Consider the following 25,751-nt stretch of genomic DNA (forward strand, 5'->3'; position numbering starts at 1 on the left):
TGGTGCCTCCAGGAAAGATCGGTCCGCCTCAGGAAAGGGAGTCCTGTACGTCCTTGTTGGCTGATGCCTTGTAGTAGCTGACGGTGAACAACGGTTCGCCCCCGGTGAGGGCTTCACCCAGGGCGGCCAGTGCCGTCGACGAGTTGACCTTGACCGTGTCGAGGGCGTAATGCAGCGCCTGCCTGGCCGGGTCGAGCCGGCCATTGCCGCAGATTGCCCCGGCAATGGCGCCGGTAACCACGCCAGCCTGGGTACTGCCGCAGGCGCGGGTGATGGTCAGCCCCACCATGGCCGGGCTCGGGTTCGCAGCGGCGCGGGCGGCCAGCTTGTAGCAGTTGCCCAGGTCATAGAAGGTTTCGCCAGCGGCTTCGCAGGCTTTTTCGGCTGCGTCGAGGGCGGCGCCTGCCAATTGCATGGCCTGGGCCTGGTTACCGGCGCCGCGCACCCGTTGCGCGGCGTTCGCGGCCTGGGTGGCCAGGGCCGCTACACGTCCGGCGCCGTTGCTGAGGATGTCCCGTGCCCGGGTGGCCTGGTCGTTCGCGGTTTGCGCGGCGACGGTGTATTCGGACAGGGGCACGTAGCGGTTGACCAACTGGTAGGCCGTGCCCAATCCGTCGATACAGTCCGCCAGCGCAGCGAAGCCGGCCAGCGGACCGGGCACCGCCGCACTGGCGGTGGCGGCGGTTTGCGCGGCGCTGTCTACGCAACGGTAGACGTCGTCCATGGTGGCGGCGCGCTGGAGGGCACTGCGCTGCGCGTCGATCGCGTCCAGCCAGTCTTCCTGGTCGAGGGGTTGCACGCTCAGCCGGGCGAGGTACTCGCTATTGATTCCGCCGCTGGTCTTGCTGCGCAGTATCCACAAGGCGGTCGCCGCATCGCGCGCCTCGGTGGTGTTGGCCAGCGCCATGACCACATCCACCAGCGTGCCTTTGACCGCCGCTTCGGCAGCGGCCTTGGCGGCCACCGGGTTGGGCGCCAGGCCCACGGCCTTGGCGGCGATATCGGCAACCGCGAGCACTGCGCGCCAGGTGCTGGCCGGGAAGTTGCGGTTGGCAAAGGCCTGGGCCTCGCTGACCTTCACCAGCAGGTTGCCGGGCCGGTTGCTGGCATTCGGATCACCGGCAACGATGCCCAGGGTGACGAAGGCATTGCTCATGTTCTCGGCGCTGTCGAAGCCGGTGAAATAGGTGCGCCGTGGCCGTCCGGGCGAGGCCGGCGGCGGGGGCGGGGTGACGCCGTTGCCGCGGGGATAGCCGTTGAGCACGTCGACCGTGGCCGCAGCCGGGTGGCCGTGCTGGTTGCCCGTGCTATTGGAAACCATCACCGCCAGCGGACGCATGCGCTGGAGGAATTGTGCCGAGGTGGCGGTGTCGGCGCCATGGTGGCTGGCCTTGACTACCAGGACACGGCCTGCGGCATCGTCGTTGGGGTTGGCCAGTTGGGCGATCAGGGCTTCCTGGGGATCTTCTATATCGCCACCGATGTAGTAGCTGAACTCGCCGAAGCGTAGCAGGAAGGCCAGGCTGCAGGCGTTCTCCGCTTCGCTGACCCCCTGTGCGGCCTTGACGGGGGTGCCGTTGGGGCGCTGCACCCACTGGTTGCAGGCGATGCAGGTCAGGGTCGGTGCGCGGTCGCCGCTGAGCTGGAGGAGTTCTGCCTGAGGGCCGCTGAGCAGCCATTGCGGAGCCTGGTTGATCGCCTGGCAGACCTGGAAGGCCGTGGCACCGGCGGGAACCGCCGGGCTGCCGGTTTTGGACACCATGCTGGAGGTAATGCAGGGCTTCAGGTCTGCGGCCTGCACAGCGCGGGTCACGCGGTTGCGTTCGGGCTTGCAGTTGATCGCGGTGAGGTAGCGCAAGTACAGGTCGCTGGGCCCCTGGGCCGGCCAGCCACGGTCGTAGACACGCGCCGTGTCAAAGGTGGTCACCGCCTTCGCGAGCAATGCTGCCACCCCGCCCAGGTGGTCGCCGTCGTAGTGGGTGACGACCACGGCATCGACCTTGGCCAGCCCGGCCTTCTCGGTGATGTAGCTGTATACGTGGGGCTCGGCGTCCTTGCGCCCGCCGTCGATCAGCACCGCACGGACCCGCTGGCCCTCGGCATTTTCCGGGTTTTTCGCGACGATCAGAGTCGCGTCGCCGGCCTTCTTCACATCGATGTGGTGAATCTCCAGCGACCAGGCCATGGCTCAGGCGCTCGCGCGTGCGGCCACGGCGCCGCTCAGGGTGTCGATCAGCGCATCGATGCTAGACAGCGAATTGAGCTGTTCTACCGGCACCTTGATACGCAGTTCGCGCATGGCATCGGAGACGATGGTGATGATGTCCAGGCTGCTGGCACCGAGGTGGTCGAAGCGCAGCTGGGTATCGATCGGGCCGAGGTCGAGGAAGGCCAGGGCGGCCTCGGTATGGCGCAGGACCACTTCGCGAACCATCTCGTGGATATCGTGCATAGCGTCGCTCCTTGTCATGGCACCCAGTTCAGCCCACCGGTGAGGTGGATGGCCTGGCCGTTGATGAAAGCGGCCCCGTCGCAGGCCAGGTACAGGACGGCCTGGGCCACGTCGTCTGGCGTGCCGAGGCGGCCGCTCGGGCACTGCCCGAGCCAGTGTTCGAAGGTTTTGGGCGCCGCTGTCTCGCGGCTCATGTCGGTGTCCACCAGGCCCAGCACCAAGGCGTTGGCGGTGATGCCGCGGCGCCCGTATTCGCGCGCCAGGGTAGCTGCCATGGCGATCAGCCCGGCCTTGGACACGTTGTAGGCGATCTGCCCGCTCATGCCGTACGCGGCCACCGAGGAGAGCAGCACGATGCGCCCGCGGCGGCGGGCGATAAAGCCCGGCAGCAGGGTTCGGCACAGGCGGAAGTTGCCGTCCAGGTTGACTTCCATCACCGCCCGCCAGTCGGCGTCAGGCAGTGACACGGCAAGGCTTGGGCGGTTGATCGCGGCATTGCCCACGAGCACGTCGATGCCGTCCAGCAATTGGTCGGCCTCTTCGCAGACGGCATCGATGGCTGCTCCATCGGCCATGTCCAGACGCAGGGCCAGGCAACGCCGCTGCGGGGCTATTTCCTTCGCGTGGCGCTGCAGCGCGGTGGCGGCAGCGGCGTCCTGGTTCCAGGTGAAGGCGACATCATGGCCGGCCAGCAGCGCCTGTTCGACGATGCGTCGGCCGATGCCGCGGCTGCCGCCGGTGACAAGGAAATTCATGGACGGGGCTCCCAGCGACCCAGGATCGCCACACAGTTGTTGCCGCCGAAGCCGAACGCGTTCTTCAGCAGGTAGCGCACGGGATGCGCCACCGCGCCGGCGGCGCAGACATCGAAGTCGAGTTCCGGGTCGGGGTCGTCGAGGTTGATGGTCGGGTGCAGCTGACCGGCGCGCATCTGCGCGATGGCCGCTACCAGCTCCACCAGCGGTGCCGACCAGCAGGTATGGCCGAGCATGGATTTCGGTGCATTGACCTTGAGCCGGTCCAGGTGCGCGCCGAACACCCGGCGGATCGAGCGGGCTTCGGTAAGGTCGCCCAGCGGCGTCGAGGTAGCGTGGGCACAGATGAAATCGATATCGCCGGGCTGCAGGCGGGCTTCGCGCAGGGCAGCCTGGATGGTGCGGGTCTGGCCATCTTCCTGCGGGCTTGGCTGGCGACTGGCATCGGAGCGGGCGGCCACGGCGAGGACTTCGCACAGCGGCTCGGCGCCGCGGGCCTGGGCGAGGTCGGCACGTTCGAGTACCAGGCAAGCGCCGCCGTGGGCCGGGACGAAGCCTTCGCGGCGGCGGTCGAAAGGCCGGCTTGCCTGTTCCGGGTGATCGTTGAAGGAGCGCTGGCTGACCGCCTGCATCAGGGCCAGGGCGTGCAGCTCCAGCGGCGAGTAATCGAGCACCGGAGCCAGCACCACGACCCGTTGGGCATCGCCGAAACGGATCTCATTGAACGCCGCGCGCAGCGCCAGGGCGCCGCTGGCGCAAGCCCCGCCGACGCTGTAGCCGGGGCCGCGGATGCCGAGGACTTCCGAAGCCACCGCGGCATGGTCGGTGTCCAGCCCGGCGAGGCCGAACTGAACGTCGATATGGTCGGGGTCCTGCTCGAACTGGCGGAAATTGTTGTAGTAATAGTTCTGGCCGATGTTGTGGCCGCCGACGATGATCGCGGTTTCGCCGTCATCACCCGCAGGCAGGTCGAACAGCCCGGCGTCCTGCCAGGCGCGCCCGGCCATCAGCACCGACAGCGCGGTGGACCAGGGCAGGCGGTTGCTCGCCCGGCGCAGGCGCAGGCGCGGTGCATCCGTGAGGCTGTCGGCCAGGGCGCAGAGGCGCGGGCGCGGATCGAAGCCTTCCAGGCTACCACCAACCTTGGTCGCGATCTGGCGGTCGAAGCTGCTCCAGCGACGAATGCCAGAGCGCCCGGCCAACAGGTTGTCGAGCAGGCTACCGGGGTCCTCGCCGAGGGCTGTAAGTACCGACATCCCTGTCACTACCACATGGGGCGTTTCAGACATGACATCCCTCCATCACTACCACGCTGCGCACAGCGCCGGCGACGCTGATACGCCCGCCGAAGATCGCCAGCATGCCGTTGTCGTCGAGCATTCCTACCTCGATGTCCATGATGTCGCCAGGGCGTACCTGGCCAAGAAACTGGGCGCCGAACACCCGCGTAGCGAGGATCTCCAGCGGTTGCGCCGGGCAGCCCCGGGCCATGTGCAGCAGGCACTGGCCGGCCTGGGCGATGGCTTCTCCCTGGAGCGCACCGGGGTAGATCGGGTTGCCGGGAAAATGCCCGCCGAGCACCGGATCCTCGGGATCGACGCGGCGTTGTGCGTGCAGCACATGGTTGTCCGGGTCCCAGGCCAGGACGCGGTCTATCAGCAGGAACGGCGACCGGTGTGGCAGCATCTGTTCCAGGGGCGGAAAGGCAACCGCGGCGGAGGATCCCGCCGTGGCTTGCAGCAGTGGACCACGACGCAGCCGAGCGAGTGCGGCTGCGACGTCCAGGGCGGCGCTGGTGCTGGCCATGTCAGGCCGCCCGGGCCTTAGTCACGGCCACGGCGTTGTCCAGCACCCATTGCAGGGCGGCGTCGGCTTCCACCTTGGGCACCGCAGCCACCGCGCAGGAGGCTGCGTTGCGGCAGGCAATGCCGTAGTGCTCGTAGCCGGCGAACCACACAGCTTCATAGGCGGCGACGGTGTGTAGCGGCGTACCGCTACTGCCACTGCGCAACCCCTGGCTAAGGGGCTCCATCAACGCCTTGACCGCACCGCGATAGCCCTCGACCTGTTGCCGGATATTGGCGTTGAGGGCAACGCCACGTGGCAGACTGCGGGTCTCCACCAAGGCTTGTTCATAGGCGTTGATAGTGCTGCTTACGAAGTGGTTGCTTCCTACTACCGGATCGCTGCTGGCTGCGTGTTTGGCGAAAGCCAGCGACAGTTCGCGGAATTCCGTTTCGCTGAAGAACTCGTCCTGCAGGGCGAGATAGACCTTCACCGGCAGCGGGATCGGCAGAGTCGCCAGGATCTCCAGGGGCAGTTCGGTGGCACTGTACTGGGCGAACATCTCGCGGATCTTCGCCTCGGGGAAATCGTCGCAACGGGCAAGCTGGATCACCCGGTCCACGGACATTGTGTAGCTCATGACGGGCTTCCTCTCAGGTGTTGGACAGGGTGTAGGCGACGGTGATGGTGTCGCCGGCTGTGGGGAAGGTCTTGTTGTAGTTGTATGACGAAGCTGTGCCACCGACGCCGAGGATGTTCGCGGAGTTGGTACCGTTCATGTTGAACTGCAGGATGAACTGGGTGCCGTCGTCGGCCTGGTAGGTGACCTTGCCGTCCGGCGTCTGGCCGTTGGCGACAAACACGGTGGTCGCATTGCTGCCGGCCGCCACCGAGGTCGGCGGGGTGGTCGTCCAGTTGGCGCCGTTGAGGCTGTACTGGGTGCTGACCAGCACCAGCCGTTGCGAGGTGGTGAGGGTACCGGTGCAGGTACGGTTGGGGGTTGGACTGCTGCCGCCGCCACTACTCATAAGCGTTCTCCATGATGGCTTTGCTGTGTGGGTGGGTCAGGATGCCGCGGCCAGAAGCGTGCCGGACAGGAAGCCCGCAGAAACACGGCTGACCGTGTTCGGCAGGGCGGAAAGAGTGGTGGCGGCGCTGGGCCAGTTCACGGCATTGCGCGTCGCGCCCATCGGCCCCTTGGCCGTGGCGGCAGCGAGGAACACATAGGCCTCGTCGCGGACCGCGCAGTTGAGATCGAGGGCTGGGGTCAGGCCGCTGCTGGCGACGTTCTCCACCCCTTGCCAGGCGCGGGCGGCGTTGACCTTGGCATGCCTGAGAGTGCTGCCCTGGGCGGCGAAGAGGTGAACGAACTGGCCCTGCACTGCGGCGCCGGCGCTGATGCAGTCGATCGTCGAGCCGGCGTCAAGGCCTAGGCGCGTGCTGACCTCGCTCCAACCGCTGTCCCAGACCTGGGCGCCATTGCGTACGCTGAGCCAGATGCCTTTGCTGCCGGAGGCAAAGACGAATAGCTGGCCGTTGATGACCGCGCAGGCCACCCGAGTGCAGCCGGCCGGCAGGCCGCTTGAGGGAATCGCGCTGAAGCCGCTCCACGCCGCACCGGCCGCCTGGCTGGCCAGCCATACCTGGTTGCCGGACAGGGCCGCGACCACTACCACGCTGCCGGCCAGGGTGGCGGCGATGTCGCCGACCTGGCCGACGTTGGCGGTGCTCAGGGGCATTGGTTGCTGGCTTTCCCAGTTGCCGACCACGGTGGCCGAGTTGTGCCCGATGACTCCGTTGGCCAAGGTGAAGACGAAGAGCCGGCTGGCCAGGCTGGTGGTGGCCAGCGCCTGGATCGGCGAAGGCTGCACCGGCGGTGATACGGCCTTCACGGCCGACCAGGTGCCGACGCCGTTCTGGCTGGCCAGCCAGGACAGTCCGGTGGTTTGGTGGTAGGGCGCGAAAGCCTTCAGCAACTCGTGGTAGCAGACCAGGCAGAAGCCGGCGGCGGGATCGCGCATCAGGCAGTTCTGGCTGGGCCGGTAGATGCCCTTGAGGTAATTGCCGCCGCCTTCGAAGGCGCCGATCATCCAAGGTTGCCAGCCGCTGGCCGACACATCGGAGGGCAGGGCACTGAAGCCGGGCGTCAGATACTGCTTCCACTTCAGCGAGGCGGCGTTGAGGTTGGTGGTGAGGTTGGGGCTGCTGGGCTCGATGTCCGGGTAGCTGCCGGACTGGGTGGAGTACTCGACGCCGAGTCCGGCCACCAGTTGGGCGATGGCCCGGGCCAGCAGGGCAACGTTGCCGCTGTCCAGGGTCAGGGTGCACAGGCTGCCGCCGAAGCTGCCGCCGGCGCTGCTGGTGTTGGCGATGACCACGGCCAGGTGCCAGGTAAGGCCGGCGGCGCTCAGGGCAGCGCTGACTTTCGTCGGGTCGGCGCTCAGGTTGCTGGCCGAGGCGCCGCAGCTGGCAGTGCCCAAGGCGCTGTTCGGCGACAGACCGGACTGGCTGGAAACGGTGTCGAGCTGGTAGACGTTGATAGCGTCCTGCAGGCGCCAGGAAATCGGCACGATGCCGTTGAGGCCGCTGATCAGCGTGGTGACGGCCTGGTGGAAGGCCTCGAGTTGGCTGGAGGTGAAGCCGTCGCCGGTGATGGCGATGAGAAAGCGTTTTCCGTCGATACCGTTGTCGACGATTTTCGAGCACGAAGCAGCAGCATCCATCAGAAAAGCCCTCATCCCTAAGGTCAAAATTCTTACTGGAAAACGCAAACTGATCTTACTTCACTCGTGGCATATTGCTATAGGTTTTTCCTGGTCGTCAATACGTAAGCGTAAGATGAATCCCCGATCCTCCCCAAATCCAGTCCCTCGAAGACATGGTGCTGATGGATGATGCCGAGCTGGGCATGATCAGCTGATTTCACGTTATTGATGGGGGCACACGAAGCGTGCCGCTCTTTGCAATGGGAAGGCGGGCGTCCTGTTCGATTCTTTCTGCGCCCTGGCGTAATTCCGAGATATCGCGCTTTGGCGGCGTGCCGAATTGTCGCCCATATTCGCGACTGAACTGCGAGGGGCTTTCATAGCCAACCTTGAAGGCTGCAGTGGCGGCGTCCAGGTGTTCATTGAGCATCAGCCGTTTTGCCTCGTTCAACCTCAACCATTTCTGATACTGCAGCGGGCTCATCGCGGTGAGCTGGCGGAAGTGCTGATGGAAGGTCGAGAGCCCCATCTGCACCCGAGAGGCCAACTCATCTACCCGCAGCGGCGCGGCGTAGTTCAGCTTCAGCCAGTCGATGGCCTTGGCGATTCGATGCCCCTTGCTACCGATGGAGGCGATGGACCGGAGCAGGGGGGCCTGGTCGCTCAGCAGCAACCGATAGTGGATTTCTCGCTGAATCAGGGGCCAGAGCACGGGTATCGCATCAGGTTCCTCCAAAAGCTCGATCAGTCGGCTGAAGCTCTCCAGCAGCTTCGGGCCCAGCACACCGACGCCGGCGCTTGTGTGCACAGACTCACCGCTCACCGTAAGACGGCCATCTTGCGCGATCAACTCTGCCAGTGTGCGCAGGTCGAGCTTGAACACCAGGCCCAGGCACGGTGCACCTTCGCTGGCCATCGTCACTGCCGAATGGGCAGGGATGTTCAGCGAGGTGACCAGGAAGCGGGTCGTGTCATAGGGGAACACGTCGCTGCCGATGACCATTTCCTTGGCACCCTGCACGACCAGCACGATGCTCGGCTCGACGATGCAGGTGATCGGTGGGGCTGGTGTGTTACGCCGGTAGACGCTGAGGTCTGCGATGCGTGTCGCGAAATCGCCAGCCGTTGGCGCGTGGGCGCCGATGACCTTGCATAGCGTGGCCATCGGGTGCGTGAGCAAGGGCGGTTGTGTGGTGGCGGACATAGGAAGCCTCCGATCATCTTGTGGAAAACACTACTCGCGCGTCCGTTCAGGTGTCCATGCCCGGGCGGCATGGTCTGGAGATTCAGGCAAGAAAACCACTCGTTTGATCTACTGATACGCCGTTTTAACCGCGGAAGATGGGCGGCAGGCGAGGTGGCCAGAGTGCTTTGCAGCGACTGCCCCTCGCACCACTTCCATTTCGAGCAGACAGGAAAATGTGCATGAAGTCTTTGTTCGTTGCGTTTGCCCTGATGGCCAGTTCATTCACTGCGGGAGCCGCCGATATGTCCCATGGGGCCAACAATTTCTACAAGAGTGAGCAGGTATCACTCGAACGCGTTTCCTTCAAGAACCAGTTTCAGTTGAACACGGTCGGAAACCTGTTCGTTCCCAAGAACCTGAACCGCAATACCCGTTATCCCGCCATTATCGTCGGCCACCCGATGGGGGCGGTGAAGGAACAAAGCTCGAATCTCTACGCCCAGAAACTGGCAGAGCAGGGGTTCGTCACCCTGGCTATCGACTTGTCGTTCTGGGGCGAAAGCGAGGGGCGTCCGCGCAACCTGGTATCGCCGGACATCTACGCGGAAGACTTCAGTGCGGCGGTCGACTATCTCGGTGCCCAAGCCTTCGTCGATCGCAACCGTATCGGTGTGCTGGGCATTTGCGGCAGCGGCAGTTTCGCTATCAGCGCAGCCAAGATCGACCCTCGAATGAAAGCCATTGCCACGGTCAGCATGTATGACATGGGCGCCGCCAATCGCAATGGACTCAAGCATGGTGTAACGCTGGAGCAGCGCAAACAGGCTATAGCCGAAGCGGCTGCACAGCGGGATGTGGAGTTTGCCGGCGGGGATACCAGGTACACCAGCGGCACGGTTGATCGGCTGACCGAGCATTCCAACGCCATCGAGCGGGAGTTCTACGATTTTTACCGTACACCTCGGGGTGAGTTCACTCCCAAGGGCCTGCCGCCACTGCTGACAACGCACCCAACCCTGACCAGCAACGTCAGGTTCATGAACTTCTACCCGTTCAATGATATCGAGACGATTTCGCCACGCCCGATGCTGTTCATCGCAGGAGAGAACGCGCACTCGCGTGAGTTCAGCGAAGAGGCGTATCGCCTTGCCGGCGAACCCAAGGCGCTGGTGATCGTGCCTGGCGCCGGTCATGTCGACCTCTATGATCGCGTCGAATTGATTCCCTTTGGCAAGCTGACCGCTTTCTTCCGCGAAAACCTCAAGTAACCCCTGCTTTCAGCCCGGCAGGCTCGGCTTGGGCATCTGCTTTTCTGTAACTTGCGCCACGAGAACCACCATGACCAGCTCAGCGATACCTCTTCAACATTCAAGCAGACAGGTCTGGGGCGCCGTCCTGGCGATGTCACTCTGTGCCTTTGCCCTGGTGGCGTCCGAATTTCTGCCGGTGAGCTTGCTTACGCCACTTGCCACTGATTCGTCGCTTACTGAAGGCGAGGCCGGTCAAGCCATTTCGATCTCGGGCTTCTTCGCCGTAGTCACCAGTTTGTTGCTGTCCACCCTGACGCAGGGGACTGATCGAAAGCCCGTCCTGTTGGGCACCACGGCGTTAATGCTGGTTTCCGGCGCAATGGTGGCGTTTGCCCCGAATTACATGACCTTGATGATGGGGCGGGCCGTGCTTGGGATCGCCATTGGTGGCTATTGGTCGATGTCCACCGCAGTGATGATGCGTATCGCGCCTGAAGCCCTCGTTCCCAAAGCCATTGCCGTGATGCAGGGCGGTACTGCGCTGGCCACGGCAATCGCGGCCCCGGTCGGCAGTTACCTGGGCGGCCTGATCGGCTGGAGAGGGGCATTCCTCTGTGTCGTACCTTTGGCTGCAATTGCGTTGATCTGGCAAGCCTTCACGCTGCCGGCAATGCCTGGCGAGCGCGGTACGGTTTCGGTGACCGGCCCCCTACGTTTGCTGGGAGACAGCAAGGTTGCGCTTGGCATGGCTGCAGTCGCATTCCTCTTCATGGGGCAGTTCACGCTGTTTACCTACCTTCGCCCGTTCCTGGAAACCGTGACACACGTGGACGTGCCCACGCTGTCGCTGCTGCTGCTGATCATTGGTGTGGCGGGACTGGTGGGAACGATGATGGTTGGTTCGCTCGTAAGCCGGCATCTGTTCAGAGTGCTGCCAGGTATTCCCCTGCTGATGGCCGTCGTCGCATTCGCTGTGATTTCGACTGGTTCATGGATTGTCCCGACGGCGGTGCTGCTTGGTGGCTGGGGCTTGATTGCCACTTGTGCGCCAGTGGGTTGGTTCACCTGGCTAGCCAGGATGCTGCCCGAGGACGCCGAGGCCGGCGGAGGCCTGATGGTCGCGGTGATACAGCTGGCGATAACGGTAGGTGCGACTTCGGGTGGGGTGCTTTATGACGGTGTTGGGTACCAGGCGACCTTCATCGCCAGTGGAATGATGCTCTTGGTAGCGACTGCCTTGACCATGAGGGTAGGGCGGCATCGATAGAGTACAAATGTGCTCCCTAAATGAGCAAAGGCTCAGTTTGAATGGACGCTTGTCGCTGCCAGGCCTGCGGCGACATCCCCTCGGCCTTCACGAATGTGCGACAAAAGTGGGACTGATCGCAGAAGCCGCACTCCAGTGCGATTTCGGCGAGCATCATTCCCGAGCTCCCCAGTAGTTCCTTGCTTTTGCGCAACCGTTGTTCACGCATCCACTGTTGCGGGGGCACCTGCAGGGTATCCCTGAACATTCGTGTGAAATGGCTACGCGACAGCGAGCAGGCTTGGGCGAGTTCCGTAACCGTTATGCCGGTGTCCAGGTTCTCCAGCATCAACCGCTTGGCAGTCGTGACCTGCCAGGGCTTGAGGAGCCCGGTTGTTTTCAGTGCGACAGTCGCCAGCACAGTGCAGTGATCACTGTTCATACAAATCCATTCATCAATGAAGTGGGCACGCACGTTTCGAGTAGGCAGAGCAGGCCACTGCAGCCTCGGCGCGGGCTACAGACGATAAACACTCGATTCGATGGCCTGGCTCAGCCAGCCGGCGTACCCATCAGCGGGTCAATGAACAGCCCCTGGAGGCAGGGGCTGGCAATGGTCAGACAGTTGCAGCAACCGGGGCCAGGGTTGGGCCGTGCTGAACGCGCTCGGGTGCTTTGTGCACCATGGTGTAGGCATAGTCGACACCCATGCCGTAGGCGCCGGAGTGTTCTTTCACCAGCTCCATGACGGCATCGTAGGTATCGCGGTTTTTCCAGTCGCGCTGCCACTCCAGCAGCACTTGCTGCCAGGTCACCGGAATTACGCCTGCCTGGATCATGCGCTGCATGGCGTAGTCGTGGGCTTCCTTGGTGGTGCCACCGGAGGCGTCAGCAACCATGTAGATTTCATAGCCGGCATCGTTCATCGCCGACAGCGCGAAGGTGGTGTTGCACACCTCCGTCCAAAGGCCGGATACGATGACCTTGTTGCGACCGTTTTTCTTCAGCGCGTCTCGCACCTTCTGGTCATCCCAGGAGTTCATGGAGGTTCGCTCCAGCAGCGGAGCGTCGGGGAAGACGGCGAGCAGCTCGGGGTAGGTGTGCCCAGAGAAGCTTTCAGTCTCGACCGTCGTGATGATGGTGGGCACATTGAAGATCCTGGCCGCCTTGGCCAGGCCTACGGTGTTGTTTTTCAGCGTCTGGCGATCAATGCTCTGAACGCCGAAGGCCATCTGTGGCTGCTGATCGATGAAGATCAGTTGGCTGTTGAACGGGGTCAGGACTTCAGTTTTTGGATTGTTCATTTTGGTTCCCTGTCAGCTGGATGATGGTCATCGCACAAGTCACGGCGCCTGCCTTCTGCAGACTGTGCTGAGGCACTGGATGACGTCCTCAGTGATGCCCGTTGCTTGAGTCCGAGCAAAGATTAGCGAATCGCAGTGCGAAGCGGTGGCGCACTTCTGCGCTCTCAGAAGCGCATTAATGCGCCATGCGCTCGTTCATCCTGCTGCTAGGATTCGCACGCAAACGCGGATCTACCTGATCCGGTTTGCGCCAGGAGAAAGCGATGGCAGCTTCACAACCACTCAACAAACAAACCGCCTATTGGGGCGTTCCGTGGGAGAAGGCTTACGGGTATACGCAGGCACGGCGGGTAGGGAACGAGATCTACGTATCGGGCCAGTTCAATCATGACGAAGAAGGGAACCTGGTCGCGCCGGCCCCCTTGGATCGTGACGGCAGGCCCTGTGATTTCTCTTCGATGGGGGACCAGATGCGCGCCTGCTACGACAATATCGCCAAGCTGCTCGCGCTGTACGGAGCGACACTTGAAGATGTTGTCGAAGAGACGCTCTACGTACTGGACATGGACGCGGCCTTTGCCGTGGTCGGCACGGTGCGCAAGGCCGCTTACGGTACAGAACGGCCTCAATGCGCCAGTAACATCATCGGCGTCTCGAGGCTTGCCCAGCGCCCACAGCTGATCGAAATCACCTGCAAAGCGGTACTTGGCTCGCGCGCTGAGTGACCTGCACTCCCGGTTTCGCGCTACGTGACCGGGAGTACCAATTGGCCCTCGATCAACGGCTTCTGGTTGGCAACGGCCGCTGCACAGAACGTCATGAATGCCTTGACCCGCCACGATTTGCGGATGTCCTGGTGCGTCAGCAGCCACAGCTCATCCTGCAGCTCCGGTACCACCGGGCCGACCCGTTCAAGCCCAGGCGTGATATCACCCAACATGCAGGGTAAAAAACCCACCCCCAGGCCTGCCGCGATTGCAGCACTCGCCGCCGCAACCGAGTCGGTACGGTACGAGATGCACTCGGCAGCGACCCTGTTTTCGACATAGCTGGTTGCCTTGAGCCCGCGTAGCGCTGCGGAATAGGAAACCCAGGCCTGGCCTTCAGTGAACAGAGGAGCAGGCGTTAAATGGTGGCTACTACCGTAAGGAGCCCAGGCGATTGTGGCCAGTTTGCGACCTACCAGGCTTTCGGCGGGTTTCCTGGTCGCTCGAACCGCAATATCCGATTCGTCTCGTGCAAGGCTCAGTGATTCGTTGCCCACCAGCACCTCAATCGTGATGCCTTCATTGAGGGCCTTGAAGTCCGCGATGATGGGGGTGAGGAAGTAAAGAAGCAGTGAGTCGCTGGTGGTGATACGAAGCTTGCCGAGTGGCCCCTGGCCGGCACGCGAGACACGCCGTGTCACGCTGACGATGTCCAGCTCCACGCGCTCGGCGAGTGCACGTAATTCCGCGCCCTCGATGGTGAGCAGGTAGCCTGATTTGCGGTGATCGAACAAGGCTACGCCAAGTGTCTTTTCAACCTGGGAGACCCTGCGGGAAACGGTGGACACGTTGATGCCGAGCTTCTTGGCCGTGGCAGCGCGATTGCCACACTCACTGAGCGTTTTGATGATCCGCAGGTCGTCCCATGAGAGCTGGTTGGCAGCCTCACTCGCGTTCCATTTCACGTCCTTGGGGGCAGCGGGGGCAGTTGGGACATTTCCAGGTAACGACTTCACGAAATCCGTTCCAAATCAGATTGCAACGATCATACGAGAAGGGGCTGCGTGAACCAAGCATGAGCATGAGGCGGAATGAGGGGCTTCGGTCGTCCCTTCATGCACACATCAGCACTTGTCGGCGTTATCCTGAATAGTGAGCCCGGGAGCCTTTGGGGAACTACCATGCGCAAGCTGACACTGTTGTTCGCGATCGCTGCATTTGCGGGTTGCCAGGCGCCGATGCCCACTGCCAACCCACAGATGGCCTGGGTCGATCTCTCGATGCCATTCCCGAATGACCGTGTGCTGTTGGCCGAACGCCTGGATAAACAACGCCTGCGCGACGGTCGCTTCTTCGAGGTCAGCCCCGGCAGCCATGAATTGGTCGTCAGGTTCGACTACGAAGTCAATGGTGGTGGTGGCATCAGTCTGATGGGGGGCAGCACGGTAAGGCAATGCTACCTGACCATCGACTACGCACATTTCAAGGCAGGGCAGCGCTATGTACTCGAGGCCCGCTCCATGGCCATGACGCCAGAGGCGAGGCTCTATGATGCGAAGGGAGAGATTGTGGCGCAGGTCACGGAACTCTATTGCCTGATGTGATGGCGCTGCATACATCAGCGACTGGCATGAAGGAATAAAGAGTTGTCTTAAGCATGAATCGATTGCAGTCATGCTGACCAACGAATGGTTTCCGAACTGACCACAGTTGATAGGACATACGATTTTCCTTCCCACTAACGCTTCTGCGCGGTTGTGGAGATTTCCGCGCAGAACGCCGAAGGGGATGAGCGGTACATTAGAGACGATAAAACAATCCCAATTTCCCGCCACCCGGTAATATCACCTTGACATCTAAATATCCCACACCTTAACTGAAAGCGTCGCTTCACAGATGAGATGTCGTGATAGGGCAAGGACTAAAACTGGATTCACAGATCACTGCTGCGGATGTCAAGCGACTAACCAGCGAACTGTTGGTGGCGCAGGTTGACAGCACGCGGCCACGCTGGAGAGCAAGAGTATCGGATTTGTGCGCCTAGGGCAGGAAGTCGAGATCAAAACTAGGGTAGCAGTGCGCATAGAGGTACGCACACACAAGAAAAATTATCGAGAACTTTACCAGTCCACTCAAAGAATACATTGAACAAAGCCTTAGAGAGAGATAGCCAATGATTAACGGCGCATCAAAAAAAGGCTCAAGCAAGGAAGAGTTTAAGTCCCTTGCGCTGCAGGTCCCGATTTTGTTTGTCTGCCTATCATTCTTGCCATTCACCTATGGAATGCTTAATCAGATCCCTGACAACCTTACCAGGTCAAAAGGCACTTTCTCTACTAAAATAATCGGCAAAAATACTTATACAGTCATCTCCAGCGAACAGGGCAAACTAATGCTTACTTGCGCATCTAGCTTCAAAGGTTACACCAAATGCCTGCCCGATGAAGCTAGCTCTGAGCTTACAAACAAAAAAGCAACGGCGTTCTGGTACAAGCAGAAGATCTTGCCGTTCATGGAAAATAACAAATTGGTTGAGCTTTATGTTGGCGGGAGTACAATTATCTCCGGCGAGATGACAAAGGAGAGAATAACTAAGCACAAGAAATATAGCATCTCTACGAGTCTAGAGATGTTTGCACTGACCTTGTTGATTTCCGCTTTCTTTCTGATAGATGTCAAAAGAATGAGCAACAGCTATGCCGAACTGGGTATGATGCGCAGAGTTTATTCCACCCGCGGCATGAAGAGCAGGATGTCGAAGACCTGACCAGGCTCGAATTGAAGGGCAGGGTGATCGCTCTTCAAAACGGCTTCGGTCAATAGCTCCTTGTTTTGCTCCCAGCATTGGCCAAGCGAGAAGGGCAGCCTACGTAGTTATTTGAAGTCAAAGTCTAAAAGCAGCGGTAGCTGACGCTACCGAAAGGCGCAATTCCAGCCGCCGTTCAGCTCTTAAAGAGTATTTATCCGCAACGGAAATCCGTACGATTCGAAAAGCTCCCAAACGTCCTCGCGATCGAAGAGCCGCCACCCCAGTGTCGTGAACTGCATCAGGTCATCCTCGCTGGGAAAAGAGTAGTAGGCCCCGGCAGATGGATCTTGAAAGGTCCCCGGCATAGGCTCGTTGCGCTCCAGGCGCCTGATTGCGTTCATGATGAGACGCGCGCCTGGTTGATACAGTGAAAGGATGTGCCACAGCAAGGAGTGCTCCTTGTCGACTGCCACCCGGGCAGTCTCGATGATGCGACCAACATCGATGCCGGGACTGTCAATCCAGTGGAGGGTACAGCCGATCTCCGAGGCGCCGTTCAGCAGCGCCCGGAAGGTCGCGAGAACACCTCGATACTGAGGCAAGAGGCCAGAGTGAAGATTGAGGACGCCGCGTGACGGAATTGCCAACGCTTCATTCTTCAGGATTTGACCAAAGCGGATTGAGATGAACAGATCCGCTCCCGCATCCTGCAGCATTTGCAGGCCCGCAGGATCCCTCAAGCTGGGCAATACCTGTACAGGAACCCCAAAGCGTTGCTGCAGGTCTGCAAAACCGAATCGAAGCCCGCTGCTGACCTGGTCGCTCGATCTGATTAACCCAGGGGGCAAGGCATTGAAGAAGTCCTGCTCGATCAATGCCAGTTGTCCGAGCATGCGTGGCACCTTCTTGCCCGATCCCACTCTCTCCGAGAGGAATATTCCCACCGTGCTCTCGTGAATCTCGGGTAACAGGTAATTGAGAGTGAGATTGCTCTCAACGTCCCGGTTCACCAGAAAAGCGATTCGCAACTTTAGACCTCCGGCAGACCTGCCTTGAGATGCTGCAATGGCCAATTCAACACAAGCGGATCAATCCCATTACCATTGTTTTGCCATGACGTATGGACGGAAGGCTCGATCTGCTCGGTCCGTTCGGGTAGCAGACCTAGCATAGTTGCATTTATGCAAAAGGCTTGAGGAAGGCGGCAGATATCGAGGCTACCGGCAATGGCGGAGTGGGGTGCCTCGATCAGTGTGGTTGAGGTCAACCGTATTTTGTTCTGTGGGCGAGCAGCGAAGGCTGTGATAATGGAGGGGAATCACAAGGGCCATGCCATGCTGACCATCTCTAATAACGTGCACCTGCCAGATGCCGACATCGAACTGACATACATCCGCGCGCAAGGCGCAGGTGGGCAGAATGTCAACAAGGTGTCCAGCGCCGTGCACCTGCGCTTCGACATTCCCGCCTCGTCGCTGCCCGAGTTTTACAAGGAGCGGCTGTTGGCGCTGCGTGACAGTCGCATCACCGGCGACGGCGTGTTGATCATCAAGGCACAACAATACCGCACACAGGAGCAGAACCGCGCTGACGCACTGGCGCGTCTTGCCGAGTTGATCATCGCCGCCGGCAAGACCGAGAAGAAACGCCGCCCCACCAAGCCGACCCTCGGCTCGAAGACCCGCCGCCTTGAAGGCAAAGCCAGGCGCAGCACCGTCAAGGCGGGGCGGGGCAAGGTGGAGTTCTAGGCGCTCCGGTTCATTGATCAGGCTTGTACCGCGCGGCCCCCAGCAGTGGGCATGGATTTTTTGCGCACCGCTTGATAGAGAAGGCTGGACACCATGAAGCCCGCAATGGCCAGTACGCTCATCAGGATGAACACATAGTTGTAGCCCTGTTGACCAGGGAAGTGGTCGAGGATCGCGCCATAGATGACGTAGGCAAACATGCCGGGTGCATAGCCGATCAGGCAACCGATGCCGAAGGCCGAGCCGGTGATGTGCTGGGGAATGCCGACTTCGCCCATGGGCGCCCAGAACACGCCGCGCATCGAGAACACAATCAGGGCGAAGGAGAGGGTGGCCGCCATCCCCGCATAGATGAAGCCCGGGCTTTTAGGAATCAGCATGATCACGGCCATCAGCGGCAATAGCGCCAGAAATGCCCACTTCAGGTAACGGCTGGTGCTCTTGAACTGCTTGTCGGCAATGAAACCGCCGGCAGGCCCGCCGAGGATTTTCAGGAAGTATTGGTTGATGATGCCGTAGGCGCCTACCAACGCCACGGGCAACCCGTACATTTCCTTGAGGTAGGGAATGAAATAGGTCAGGCCGCAGTAGACGATGTAGACCATGAACACGTTGAGACTGACCAACCAGATGCCGGGTACCTTGATCGCTTCCATCAGGTTTGCCAGACCGTTTTTCGGCCTGGCGGCCGATTGCGCGTTACCCCCCTTGAGCAGGAGCCAGGTCAGGGTGCCCGCCAGAATGTCGATGACCGAGTAGAACAGGATCGCCGACTTCAGGCCGGTTTCCCCTGAGCCCATGGCGACGAACACGCCCAGTGCGGAAAAGGCCACCAGCGTATCAACCACGCCACGCCCGCCTTCCAGTAGGCCGAACAACCGGCCTTGCTCCTGATCGTCACCCAGATTACGGATGGCTTTGAGCAGCGATGGCCAGAACAGGCAGTCGGCACAGACGGCCAGCAGACTGAACACGATCAGCAGGCTGCTGAAGGGCGGAAAGGTTGCCAGGTACAACCCAAGGCTTCCGGTCCCGATCAGGCCGAGGGGGATCAGTTTGCGCGTGTCGTAGCGATCGGCGAGCAGGCCGCCGACCACAAACAGTGCAGTCGCGATGATCGCGTTGGCACTCAACAGCATGCCGATTTCAGTGTGGTTAAGGCCCATGAATTCCTGCATGGGGACATAGAAGGCGTCCTTGAGGTTCGCCAACTTGTAAATGGTGCCGCCACCGAGGATGAGGATCAGGAATCTGAGCCATTTGGCCTTGTTTTGAGTTGTCATTATTGTTCTCCGGGCGTAATCAGGTCGTCAGGTTCAGGCGTTGGAAGGGGTGGCCAGGGTCAGTTCAGCCAAGGTGCGCAGTTCGCCCAGCACGCGTCGGACATAGGCCACCTGATTGTTTGCCCAGCGGTGTTCGTCGGCCAGCATGCGCTCGAGCGAGTAGCCTTTCGGGAGCGGCGTTTCGCTCATCTCCCGGTAAGCAATGAATGGATCGGCTGCTTCAAGACGCTGACGGAAGGCCGGGGCCACGTAGTGGTTTTCCTGCTCAAGAATGAACGCGATCACCTGTGGGGTTGCTTCGCCCAGCATCAACAGTTCGAACAGCATGCGGGCGCTGGGCAGATCGTCTTCGTCGCTGCCTTGCAATACGCCGTAATGGCCGAAGCCGTTTTGTTCGGGGACGATGCGCACGCCCTTGAGGTGAACCTGGCGGATGTGCGGCGCCAGGTTGTGCAGGGCCTGCAGGGGCTGTTCGCAGGCATTGATCATGTTGCCGAAGTCGAACAGGGCATGCAGGCGAGGGTGGTTGAGGCGGTTGAGCAGTTGCGCGATTTCGCTGCTCTTGAGTTCTTCATGCTGCTCGAAGTCAAAGTACAGATCGTTGGCGTCGGCCTGTTGTGCGAGGTAGTGCAGGTCGGTCTCGATCACGTCCATGACCCGCGACAGCGTGCCCTCGTAACGTGAGTAGACACGGATGTTGCGTACCCCCAGGGCCTTGGCGATGGCGATCACTTGGTCGACATCCTTTTTCAGCGTGCTGCTGATTTCCAGGTGCACATCCAGCCCCAGCGCCTTGGCCTTGCTGGCAAACGCCTGGAGCTGCTCTGGCGACATCTGGCTCAGGCTGTTTTCCTCGCCGTCGAGCAAGTGCAGGCTCAGACCTTGCAGCTCGTGGCGATAGGCGAAGTCCAGCAGGTCGGCGGGGGTGACACGACCGTGGGTGAGGTTGGTCAGTAGCGGGTAGGCGTGGGCAAACAGGCGCAATTGCCCGAGACGCTCAAGCAACCGCTGGGCCAGTGCCTCGGTCAGCACTGGAGCCGCCTTGTGTTCGACCACCTTATGGCTGAGCAAGGCGTTGAATCGTTCCTGGATCTTATTGTTCATTAGCGTCGTTCCTGGTTCAGACACCGGGTCTACCGGCGCAGCCTTTATCGCGCCAGTCAGGAACGCTCGATAGATCCATTATCAATTAATTGATAAGGCCACTTGCCTCGCATCAAGTGGTCGGCGGGAGGTAACCCAGCGTGCGCAAGGCTTGGGCCAGCTCCTCGACACGCTGCCGGGCCTGCTTTTCTGGCGTGCCGGCAAAGCCGATCAACAGGGCAGGCGGCAGGTCGTGCTTGATGCGGTAGTCGCTCAAGGCATAGGTATGAATGTTGTGTTGGGCCAGTTGCCGGGCGACGTCCGTGTCACTGAGTTCGGGGGGCAGCCAGGCGATCAGGTGCATGCCAGCATCGGTCGGAGTGATCCTGAAAAAGCTGCCGATCTGCTCTTCAAGTTGTTCGATCAATGCCTGCTGGCGCGCCTTGTACAGTGCACGCATGCGGCGGATGTGCCCCAGGAAGTGGCCTTCGCGCATGAAGTCCGCCGTTGTGGCCTGAAGCAGTGTGGGCGGGCTGCGGTCCATGACCGCACGCAGGGTGCAAAAGGGCTCGACCAGAGCCTGCGGCAGGATCACGTAACCCAGCCGCAGTGACGGAAAGAGCACTTTGCTGAACGTGCCGACGTAGATCACCCGGGCCATCTGGTCCAAGGCATACAGTGCCGGGAGCAGTCGACCACTGTAGCGGAACTCGCTGTCGCAATCGTCCTCGATGATCCAGCTCTGATGCTGCGTAGCCCAGGCGATGAGTGCCTGGCGCCGCTCATAACTCAGGGTGACACCCAAAGGATGCTGACGCGAAGGTGTACAAAATACCAGGCGCGCATCAGGGCACTCGGCAAGGCCTTGCTGCACATCGATCCCCTGTTCATCAACCCGCAACGGAACTATCCGAGCCCCCTGGGCTTGCAACGCAATCCGCGCGGCGATGTGCCCCGGGTCTTCCATCCAGGCACTGTCCTGCGGATTGAGCAGCAGCATGGCCAGCAGGTTGAACGCTTGCTGCGCGCCGGAAACGATCACCACTTGCCCGGCATCGCAGTCGATACCTCGCGCATCGAAGACGTATTCGGCAATCGCGGTGCGAAACGCCTGCAAGCCTTGTAGCTCGCCATAACCCAGAATCGCCTTGGTTGGCTTGAGCAAATGGCGGTTCATCAGGCGCCGCCAGATGGCCTGCGGAAATTCTTCATAGGTGCTTTGACTAGGCAGGAAGGAGGTTGGCGTCGCCGGATCCCAGTCGGCATACGACACCCCGCGAAAGTGATCGCTGCGCAGCGACAGCATCGACTGGCTCAGTTCGGACAGGCGAGGAGGCTGGCGCGGTTGCTCGTCCTCGATGCTCCGGCTTTCCCACTCAGTACCGACATACGTACCTGCACCCGTGCGCGAGGCCAGGAAACCTTCGGCAATCAACTGATCGAAAGCGTTGAGAATGGTGATCCGCGACAGCCCCAACTCAATGCTCAAGGTCCGGGTCGACGGCAGGCGCACGCCCCCCTGAATTCTGCCGTTGAGTATCTGTTTGCGAATCTGCAGATACAGCTGGCGGTACAGGGGTATGGCACTGGCACGGTCCAGTTCGATAGCCGACAGCAGCAAACCTGTGGGGGATTTCATGACATGCTCGTCTGGGGGAATGGGATTTGACCTGGAAACCGTCAGGCGAAGGGGAGGTCAGGGTAGCGAGCGATACTCGATAAGTCATCCGTTCGGCGTTTGTTGTCCAGCGACGTTCAGTGGCTGGATACTCCAACCTGGCTTCCGATACAACAAGGCAGAAGTGCTGCTGATGGACCTACGGAAACCAGGGGATGTTTCGGAGGATCTGTTCGCGCTCAAACAGTCGGCGGTTTGTGGCCGATGTCGAGCTGCTCAACCAGGCCCGGGCATCAAACATCCCGTGCTTGATCTGCGCGGTGGGGTTCAATTGGCAGCTCCAACTCGCTTATCCATACTAGTGGTCTGTCCGGGTCGCTGCTGCCCATTCGGCCGAAAGTGACAGATTCAAGCATGTTTTTCGTCTGCGCGCCCAAGCGTAACAGGTGTTCGGTAAAGCCGTCGCTGACGTCGCCGGTGTCCTCCAGGCAAACTCCACTCTGGTTGTGCTGGATGGCCAGATGGTAATGGCTGATCCCTTCACCTTTGCCGCTGCCGCCCAGTATCACGGTAAAGCGTGGGCCTAGCAGGCTGGCCAGGCGTTGCTGAACGAGGTCAAGCAGCGCAACCGGAACTTCATCATGGCGCAGCGTGGTGGGAAAGCATGGTGCAAACGGAGGCATTGGCGTGTCCTGCAGGTCGGGTTTGAGTGCCGGCCAGCTTAGGCAAGGCGACTGTCAACTTGGGTTAAGCGAGGGTAAAAGCGGGTAATACCTGGCTACGAGTTTCCATCTGGCGCGGTTGTCAGGTGCATTGATCCGCGATCAGAACGTTTGCCCCAACGAGAACTGGAAAATTTGAGTCTCAGCGTTATCCGGCTTCTTCAGGGGCGCCGCCAGGCTGAAACTCAGTGTTCCGATCGGGCTGTACCAGGTAACACCAATCCCAAGAGAGACGGCCATCTGCGTGAGGTCTACGCTGCCGCAGCCTTGGGTAGTCGACAGGTAGCAGGTGTCGGCATAGACGTTGCCCGCATCCAGGAATACCGAACTGCGCAGCTGGCTCTGGTTCTTGATGAAGGGCAGCGGAAAAATGTACTCGGCGCCACCGGTTAGCAGGAGGTTGCCGCCCAGCACGTCGGTATCGCGGTCGGAATAGTAGGCTTGCCCGGCGCTGGCATACGTGCCGGTGGCCGGCGTGCTGCGTGGGCCAAGGGTGCCGTCCTTGAAGCCGCGCACCGACCCTTGTCCCCCTGCGGTGTAGCTTTCATAGAAGGGCAGACTGTCGGTTGAGCCGTAACCGTCGCCGTATCCGAGGTTCGCGTGCAGCCGCAAGGTAGTGGTGTTACTTACCGGGAGGAAAGTCTGGCCGTTGTAGTCGAGCTTGTAGAACGACAGATCGCTGCCCGGGGTTGTGGCCATCAAGGTCAGGCTTTGCGCGTGGCCGCGGGTCGCCAGCACGCCCTTGTTCAGTGTCGACTCCGACCAGCCGATCGAGGCCTTGAGGTTGTTGAAGCTTTTACCCTCACGCTGGATGAAGTCGTAGATCTCGTCGGCACGGCCAAAAGCACCCGTTCGATTGATTTAGATACTCCGAAGCTATTCAACCGCGAACCCATTCGCTGCATTCCTGGAACAGCAGGGATATAGCTGGGCAATCCATTGATATTCCATAATGTTAGTACGAAAGTATTTTATATTGCGTTTTAATATTTAAATCCTTTGCTTACTGAGTATCTGTCGTTGACAGCCATATCTCTCCTCCCTACTGGCCTGGCGCTCCTTGTTGCCTGTTCCTCTGCCTTCGCTGGCTCGACCCTTGAACGCGTAGAAAACAAAGGCGAGCTCACCGGCGTACTGATGGAAAACTACCCGCCGTTCTCGTTCCTGAATGAACAGAACCAGCTCGACGGGTTCGACGTGGACGTCGCCAAAGCAGTGGCTAAACGGCTGGGGGTCAAGCTCAAGCTCGAAACACCTTCGTGGGATGTCATCGCCGCTGGGCGCTGGAGTGGGCGCTACGACATTTGTGTTTGCTCCATGACGCCAAGCAAGGCGCGGGCAGAGGTATTTGATTTCCCTGTCGAGTATTACCAATCCCCTGCGGTGATCGTGGTCAATGCTAGAGACAGTGGCATCAGCTCCGGTAAAGACCTGTCCGCCCGCGACGTTCTTTCACATCATCCTGCCCCAGGCGATGCGGACGATCATCCCTCCGATAACCAGCCAGTTCATCTCCATGCTCAAAGACTCATCGTTGATTTCGGTGATGGGGGTATGGGAAGTGATGTTCCTGGCGCAGTCCTACGGCCGCTCTTCTTACCGCTACATCGAGATGCTGGCCACCGCCGCACTCATCTATTGGCTTCTGTCCATTGGGCTGGAGCTTATCCATCACCGCCTCGAGCGCTATTACGGCAAAGGCTTTCAGGATCAGCGATAAGTTGAGCGCTGATATCAATGATTACAGGAACAGTGATGTCCGACCCTAAACCCCTATTGTTTGCCCTCTACGAACAAGCCAGCGTCGGTTGCGGTGGCGCGCCGAGCTTGTGGACACATCCGGCTGATGAACGTCTGGCCGCCAACACCTTCGAATTCTGGGCCAACCAGGCGCGCATCGCTGACCAGGCCAACCTCGACATGCTGTTCTTCGCAGATGTGTTGGGCTTCTATGATGTATTCGGCGGTCATGCGCAGGCCGCCGTGAAGTGGGCTGTCGAGGCCCCTGCAAATGACCCGCTGATGATCATCCCGGGATTGGCTGCGATTACGAAGAATCTGGCGTTCGGCGCTACCGTGTCCACGACCTACGAGCATCCTTTTGCCCATGCCCGTCGCTTCAGCACGCTCGATCACATGACCAACGGCCGGATCGGTTGGAATATCGTCACCTCCTATCTTTCCAGTGCTGCGCGCAACTTCGGCCTGGAGGAAATGCTCAAGCATGGGGATCGATACGAGCGCGCCGAGGAGTTCATGGATGTGGTCTACAAACTTTGGGAGGGCAGTTGGGCAGACGACGCAGTAGTGGCCGACAAAGCCCGCCAAGTGTACGCCCAAGGCGACCGGGTCAAGTCGATCGACCATGTAGGAGAACGCTATCGAGTGGCAGGGCCTCATCTGTCCGCTCCGTCGCCACAGCGAACGCCACTCCTGATTCAGGCGGGTTGGTCTGGAAGAGGCCGCGAGTTCGCAGCCAAACATGCCGAACTGATCTTCATAGCCAAGTCGAATCCACATGAAATCCGTCAAGGGTTGGAAGAAATCTGGACGATGGCTGAGGCGCGTGGTCGTGTTCGGGATGACGTACAGTCGCTGACAGTGCTGCGCATCGTGACGGCGAAAACTGAAATAGAAGCCCAGCGCAAGTACGACGAGCTCCAGAGCAACTATCACTTGGAAGCACAACTCGTCAGCTATGCCGGCGACACAGGCATCGACCTAAGCCGCTACGCGGATAGCGATGCGTTGTCGACACATACCGAGGGTCTTACTTCCTACATGATGCGACCCGACGGAAGCGGTAAGCCTTTAACCGCCGAGGACGTCAGGAAGCGCTTCGCCAATGTCACACGGGGTACCGATCTCATCCTGGTGGGCACTCCGGAGCAGGTCGCAGACCGAATCGAAGAGCATGCACGGATCTCAGGTACGAGCGGCTACATGCTCAACCCCTTGACGAGCCCTGGAACCCTGGAGGACTTCGTAGAATGGGTGGTGCCAGCGCTGCAAAAAAGAGGGCTCTACCGAACCAGCTCTCAGAGCGGGAGCTTGCGATCCAGATTGAGAACTGACGGATCCAGCCGCTTGCCAGCGACTGCATACGGAGCTTCTTTCCGGTTCCCTGTATGACAGGCGTCATCGGGATACAAAAACAT

General features: G+C 60.5%; 24 protein-coding genes and 3 pseudogenes. 9 read left to right on the forward strand and 18 right to left on the reverse strand.

The annotated features are described in order from the left end of the window. Positions 1 to 28: 28 nt before the first annotated feature. The 9 genes from MKK04_RS13190 to MKK04_RS13230 form a co-directional block, all read right to left on the reverse strand. On the reverse strand, positions 29 to 2,185 hold the full coding sequence (locus tag MKK04_RS13190) for a ComEC/Rec2 family competence protein (RefSeq protein ID WP_241106773.1): 2,157 nt from the start codon (positions 2,183 to 2,185) through the stop codon (positions 29 to 31). Between the two features lie 3 nt (positions 2,186 to 2,188). Then, positions 2,189 to 2,452, reverse strand: a complete 264-nt coding sequence (locus MKK04_RS13195; RefSeq protein WP_172827549.1) for an acyl carrier protein — start codon at positions 2,450 to 2,452, stop codon at positions 2,189 to 2,191. Positions 2,453 to 2,466: 14 nt separating this feature from the next. Beyond that, positions 2,467 to 3,207 carry an SDR family NAD(P)-dependent oxidoreductase gene (locus tag MKK04_RS13200; protein ID WP_063914709.1) on the reverse strand — a complete coding sequence of 247 codons (741 nt, stop codon included), beginning with the start codon at positions 3,205 to 3,207 and terminating at the stop codon, positions 2,467 to 2,469. Next, positions 3,204 to 4,496, reverse strand: a complete 1,293-nt coding sequence (locus MKK04_RS13205) for a beta-ketoacyl-[acyl-carrier-protein] synthase family protein (protein WP_207832052.1) — start codon at positions 4,494 to 4,496, stop codon at positions 3,204 to 3,206. Before MKK04_RS13205 ends, MKK04_RS13200 begins: the two co-directional genes overlap by 4 nt. Further along, a complete protein-coding gene (locus MKK04_RS13210) occupies positions 4,489 to 5,013 on the reverse strand; it encodes a 3-hydroxyacyl-ACP dehydratase FabZ family protein (protein ID WP_207832050.1) in 525 nt (174 codons plus the stop codon). Before MKK04_RS13210 ends, MKK04_RS13205 begins: the two co-directional genes overlap by 8 nt. A gap of 1 nt (position 5,014) precedes the next feature. Then, positions 5,015 to 5,632 (reverse strand): hypothetical protein, encoded by a 618-nt coding sequence (locus MKK04_RS13215; protein WP_207832048.1) that lies wholly within the window; start codon positions 5,630 to 5,632, stop codon positions 5,015 to 5,017. Positions 5,633 to 5,645: 13 nt separating this feature from the next. After that, entirely contained in the window at positions 5,646 to 6,020 is a 375-nt protein-coding gene (locus MKK04_RS13220; RefSeq protein WP_207832046.1) for a hypothetical protein, read from the reverse strand. 36 nt (positions 6,021 to 6,056) lie between these two features. After that, positions 6,057 to 7,715 carry a M64 family metallopeptidase gene (locus MKK04_RS13225; RefSeq protein WP_241106774.1) on the reverse strand — a complete coding sequence of 553 codons (1,659 nt, stop codon included), beginning with the start codon at positions 7,713 to 7,715 and terminating at the stop codon, positions 6,057 to 6,059. A 199-nt stretch (positions 7,716 to 7,914) separates the two neighbouring features. Further along, the gene (locus tag MKK04_RS13230; RefSeq protein WP_233687832.1) at positions 7,915 to 8,901 is read right to left on the reverse strand and encodes an AraC family transcriptional regulator; all 987 of its coding nucleotides are present in this window, start codon (positions 8,899 to 8,901) and stop codon (positions 7,915 to 7,917) included. Between the two features lie 221 nt (positions 8,902 to 9,122). Here MKK04_RS13230 and MKK04_RS13235 point away from each other — a divergent pair, with 221 nt between their 5' ends. Beyond that, on the forward strand, positions 9,123 to 10,151 hold the full coding sequence (locus MKK04_RS13235; protein ID WP_207832124.1) for an alpha/beta hydrolase: 1,029 nt from the start codon (positions 9,123 to 9,125) through the stop codon (positions 10,149 to 10,151). A gap of 70 nt (positions 10,152 to 10,221) precedes the next feature. Continuing rightward, positions 10,222 to 11,400 (forward strand): MFS transporter, encoded by a 1,179-nt coding sequence (locus MKK04_RS13240; protein ID WP_241106775.1) that lies wholly within the window; start codon positions 10,222 to 10,224, stop codon positions 11,398 to 11,400. 16 nt (positions 11,401 to 11,416) lie between these two features. Here the strand turns inward: MKK04_RS13240 and MKK04_RS13245 are convergent, their stop codons facing one another. Together MKK04_RS13245 and MKK04_RS13250 are read right to left on the reverse strand one after the other, a co-directional pair. Further along, on the reverse strand, positions 11,417 to 11,821 hold the full coding sequence (locus MKK04_RS13245) for a helix-turn-helix domain-containing protein (protein ID WP_233687830.1): 405 nt from the start codon (positions 11,819 to 11,821) through the stop codon (positions 11,417 to 11,419). 175 nt (positions 11,822 to 11,996) lie between these two features. After that, positions 11,997 to 12,683 carry a hydrolase gene (locus tag MKK04_RS13250; protein WP_063914701.1) on the reverse strand — a complete coding sequence of 229 codons (687 nt, stop codon included), beginning with the start codon at positions 12,681 to 12,683 and terminating at the stop codon, positions 11,997 to 11,999. Between the two features lie 263 nt (positions 12,684 to 12,946). Here MKK04_RS13250 and MKK04_RS13255 point away from each other — a divergent pair, with 263 nt between their 5' ends. Continuing rightward, positions 12,947 to 13,408: a RidA family protein gene (locus tag MKK04_RS13255; protein ID WP_233694530.1), complete on the forward strand. Its 462-nt coding sequence runs from the start codon at positions 12,947 to 12,949 to the stop codon at positions 13,406 to 13,408. A 20-nt stretch (positions 13,409 to 13,428) separates the two neighbouring features. Here the strand turns inward: MKK04_RS13255 and MKK04_RS13260 are convergent, their stop codons facing one another. Beyond that, positions 13,429 to 14,406, reverse strand: coding sequence for a LysR family transcriptional regulator (locus MKK04_RS13260; RefSeq protein WP_402799640.1), 978 nt, complete (start codon positions 14,404 to 14,406; stop codon positions 13,429 to 13,431). A gap of 165 nt (positions 14,407 to 14,571) precedes the next feature. Between MKK04_RS13260 and MKK04_RS13265 the strand changes: the two genes are divergently transcribed. Both MKK04_RS13265 and MKK04_RS13270 read left to right on the forward strand, forming a co-directional pair. Next, positions 14,572 to 14,994 carry a PA0061/PA0062 family lipoprotein gene (locus tag MKK04_RS13265; protein WP_063914698.1) on the forward strand — a complete coding sequence of 141 codons (423 nt, stop codon included), beginning with the start codon at positions 14,572 to 14,574 and terminating at the stop codon, positions 14,992 to 14,994. Positions 14,995 to 15,563: 569 nt separating this feature from the next. Beyond that, positions 15,564 to 16,157, forward strand: coding sequence for a hypothetical protein (locus MKK04_RS13270; protein WP_241106776.1), 594 nt, complete (start codon positions 15,564 to 15,566; stop codon positions 16,155 to 16,157). Positions 16,158 to 16,339: 182 nt separating this feature from the next. On the opposite strand, the gene MKK04_RS13275 is transcribed toward MKK04_RS13270, so the two are convergent. Next, the gene (locus tag MKK04_RS13275) at positions 16,340 to 17,032 is read right to left on the reverse strand and encodes a formyl transferase (RefSeq protein ID WP_233687828.1); all 693 of its coding nucleotides are present in this window, start codon (positions 17,030 to 17,032) and stop codon (positions 16,340 to 16,342) included. A 441-nt stretch (positions 17,033 to 17,473) separates the two neighbouring features. On the opposite strand from MKK04_RS13275, the gene arfB reads away from it, so the two are divergent. Beyond that, positions 17,474 to 17,887: an alternative ribosome rescue aminoacyl-tRNA hydrolase ArfB gene (gene arfB / locus MKK04_RS13280; RefSeq protein WP_063914882.1), complete on the forward strand. Its 414-nt coding sequence runs from the start codon at positions 17,474 to 17,476 to the stop codon at positions 17,885 to 17,887. A 17-nt stretch (positions 17,888 to 17,904) separates the two neighbouring features. Here arfB and MKK04_RS13285 read toward each other — a convergent pair whose 3' ends face one another. The 5 genes and pseudogenes from MKK04_RS13285 to MKK04_RS13305 form a co-directional block, all read right to left on the reverse strand. Continuing rightward, positions 17,905 to 19,170 carry an MFS transporter gene (locus MKK04_RS13285; RefSeq protein ID WP_241106777.1) on the reverse strand — a complete coding sequence of 422 codons (1,266 nt, stop codon included), beginning with the start codon at positions 19,168 to 19,170 and terminating at the stop codon, positions 17,905 to 17,907. A gap of 33 nt (positions 19,171 to 19,203) precedes the next feature. Then, positions 19,204 to 20,274 carry a sugar phosphate isomerase/epimerase family protein gene (locus tag MKK04_RS13290; RefSeq protein WP_233687826.1) on the reverse strand — a complete coding sequence of 357 codons (1,071 nt, stop codon included), beginning with the start codon at positions 20,272 to 20,274 and terminating at the stop codon, positions 19,204 to 19,206. 112 nt (positions 20,275 to 20,386) lie between these two features. Beyond that, entirely contained in the window at positions 20,387 to 21,892 is a 1,506-nt protein-coding gene (gene pdxR / locus MKK04_RS13295; protein WP_207832026.1) for a MocR-like pyridoxine biosynthesis transcription factor PdxR, read from the reverse strand. Between the two features lie 272 nt (positions 21,893 to 22,164). Continuing rightward, positions 22,165 to 22,554, reverse strand: a complete 390-nt coding sequence (locus MKK04_RS13300) for a hypothetical protein (RefSeq protein WP_241105546.1) — start codon at positions 22,552 to 22,554, stop codon at positions 22,165 to 22,167. A gap of 141 nt (positions 22,555 to 22,695) precedes the next feature. Beyond that, positions 22,696 to 23,427: pseudogene (locus MKK04_RS13305) on the reverse strand (BamA/TamA family outer membrane protein); the annotation flags it as partial. A gap of 186 nt (positions 23,428 to 23,613) precedes the next feature. Here MKK04_RS13305 and MKK04_RS13310 point away from each other — a divergent pair. From MKK04_RS13310 to MKK04_RS13320, 3 genes and pseudogenes are all read left to right on the forward strand, one after another. Next, positions 23,614 to 24,042 (forward strand): annotated as a pseudogene (locus MKK04_RS13310) (transporter substrate-binding domain-containing protein); the annotation flags it as partial. Next, a pseudogene (locus MKK04_RS13315) lies at positions 24,029 to 24,313 on the forward strand (ABC transporter permease subunit); the annotation flags it as partial. The pseudogenes MKK04_RS13310 and MKK04_RS13315, both read left to right, overlap by 14 nt. 35 nt (positions 24,314 to 24,348) lie before the next feature. Then, positions 24,349 to 25,725, forward strand: a complete 1,377-nt coding sequence (locus MKK04_RS13320) for an LLM class flavin-dependent oxidoreductase (protein ID WP_241105547.1) — start codon at positions 24,349 to 24,351, stop codon at positions 25,723 to 25,725. The last annotated feature ends 26 nt before the right edge of the window (positions 25,726 to 25,751 follow it).

The sequence above is a fragment of the Pseudomonas sp. LS.1a genome (genome assembly GCF_022533585.1).
Classification (GTDB): Bacteria; Pseudomonadota; Gammaproteobacteria; order Pseudomonadales; family Pseudomonadaceae; genus Aquipseudomonas.

Excerpts from the sequence above, each read along its gene's own strand:
- MKK04_RS13190 (WP_241106773.1), bottom strand. The coding sequence starts at position 2,185 with ATGGCCTGGTCGCTGGAGATTCACCACATCGATGTGAAGAAGGCCGGC.
- MKK04_RS13195 (WP_172827549.1), bottom strand. The coding sequence starts at position 2,452 with ATGCACGATATCCACGAGATGGTTCGCGAAGTGGTCCTGCGCCATACC.
- MKK04_RS13200 (WP_063914709.1), bottom strand. The coding sequence starts at position 3,207 with ATGAATTTCCTTGTCACCGGCGGCAGCCGCGGCATCGGCCGACGCATC.
- MKK04_RS13205 (WP_207832052.1), bottom strand. The coding sequence starts at position 4,496 with ATGTCTGAAACGCCCCATGTGGTAGTGACAGGGATGTCGGTACTTACA.
- MKK04_RS13210 (WP_207832050.1), bottom strand. The coding sequence starts at position 5,013 with ATGGCCAGCACCAGCGCCGCCCTGGACGTCGCAGCCGCACTCGCTCGG.
- MKK04_RS13215 (WP_207832048.1), bottom strand. The coding sequence starts at position 5,632 with ATGAGCTACACAATGTCCGTGGACCGGGTGATCCAGCTTGCCCGTTGC.
- MKK04_RS13220 (WP_207832046.1), bottom strand. The coding sequence starts at position 6,020 with ATGAGTAGTGGCGGCGGCAGCAGTCCAACCCCCAACCGTACCTGCACC.
- MKK04_RS13225 (WP_241106774.1), bottom strand. The coding sequence starts at position 7,715 with ATGGATGCTGCTGCTTCGTGCTCGAAAATCGTCGACAACGGTATCGAC.
- MKK04_RS13230 (WP_233687832.1), bottom strand. The coding sequence starts at position 8,901 with ATGTCCGCCACCACACAACCGCCCTTGCTCACGCACCCGATGGCCACG.
- MKK04_RS13235 (WP_207832124.1), top strand. The coding sequence starts at position 9,123 with ATGAAGTCTTTGTTCGTTGCGTTTGCCCTGATGGCCAGTTCATTCACT.
- MKK04_RS13240 (WP_241106775.1), top strand. The coding sequence starts at position 10,222 with ATGACCAGCTCAGCGATACCTCTTCAACATTCAAGCAGACAGGTCTGG.
- MKK04_RS13245 (WP_233687830.1), bottom strand. The coding sequence starts at position 11,821 with ATGAACAGTGATCACTGCACTGTGCTGGCGACTGTCGCACTGAAAACA.
- MKK04_RS13250 (WP_063914701.1), bottom strand. The coding sequence starts at position 12,683 with ATGAACAATCCAAAAACTGAAGTCCTGACCCCGTTCAACAGCCAACTG.
- MKK04_RS13255 (WP_233694530.1), top strand. The coding sequence starts at position 12,947 with ATGGCAGCTTCACAACCACTCAACAAACAAACCGCCTATTGGGGCGTT.
- MKK04_RS13265 (WP_063914698.1), top strand. The coding sequence starts at position 14,572 with ATGCGCAAGCTGACACTGTTGTTCGCGATCGCTGCATTTGCGGGTTGC.
- MKK04_RS13270 (WP_241106776.1), top strand. The coding sequence starts at position 15,564 with ATGATTAACGGCGCATCAAAAAAAGGCTCAAGCAAGGAAGAGTTTAAG.
- MKK04_RS13275 (WP_233687828.1), bottom strand. The coding sequence starts at position 17,032 with ATGCTCGGACAACTGGCATTGATCGAGCAGGACTTCTTCAATGCCTTG.
- arfB (WP_063914882.1), top strand. The coding sequence starts at position 17,474 with ATGCTGACCATCTCTAATAACGTGCACCTGCCAGATGCCGACATCGAA.
- MKK04_RS13285 (WP_241106777.1), bottom strand. The coding sequence starts at position 19,170 with ATGACAACTCAAAACAAGGCCAAATGGCTCAGATTCCTGATCCTCATC.
- MKK04_RS13290 (WP_233687826.1), bottom strand. The coding sequence starts at position 20,274 with ATGAACAATAAGATCCAGGAACGATTCAACGCCTTGCTCAGCCATAAG.
- pdxR (WP_207832026.1), bottom strand. The coding sequence starts at position 21,892 with ATGAAATCCCCCACAGGTTTGCTGCTGTCGGCTATCGAACTGGACCGT.
- MKK04_RS13300 (WP_241105546.1), bottom strand. The coding sequence starts at position 22,554 with ATGCCTCCGTTTGCACCATGCTTTCCCACCACGCTGCGCCATGATGAA.
- MKK04_RS13320 (WP_241105547.1), top strand. The coding sequence starts at position 24,349 with ATGTCCGACCCTAAACCCCTATTGTTTGCCCTCTACGAACAAGCCAGC.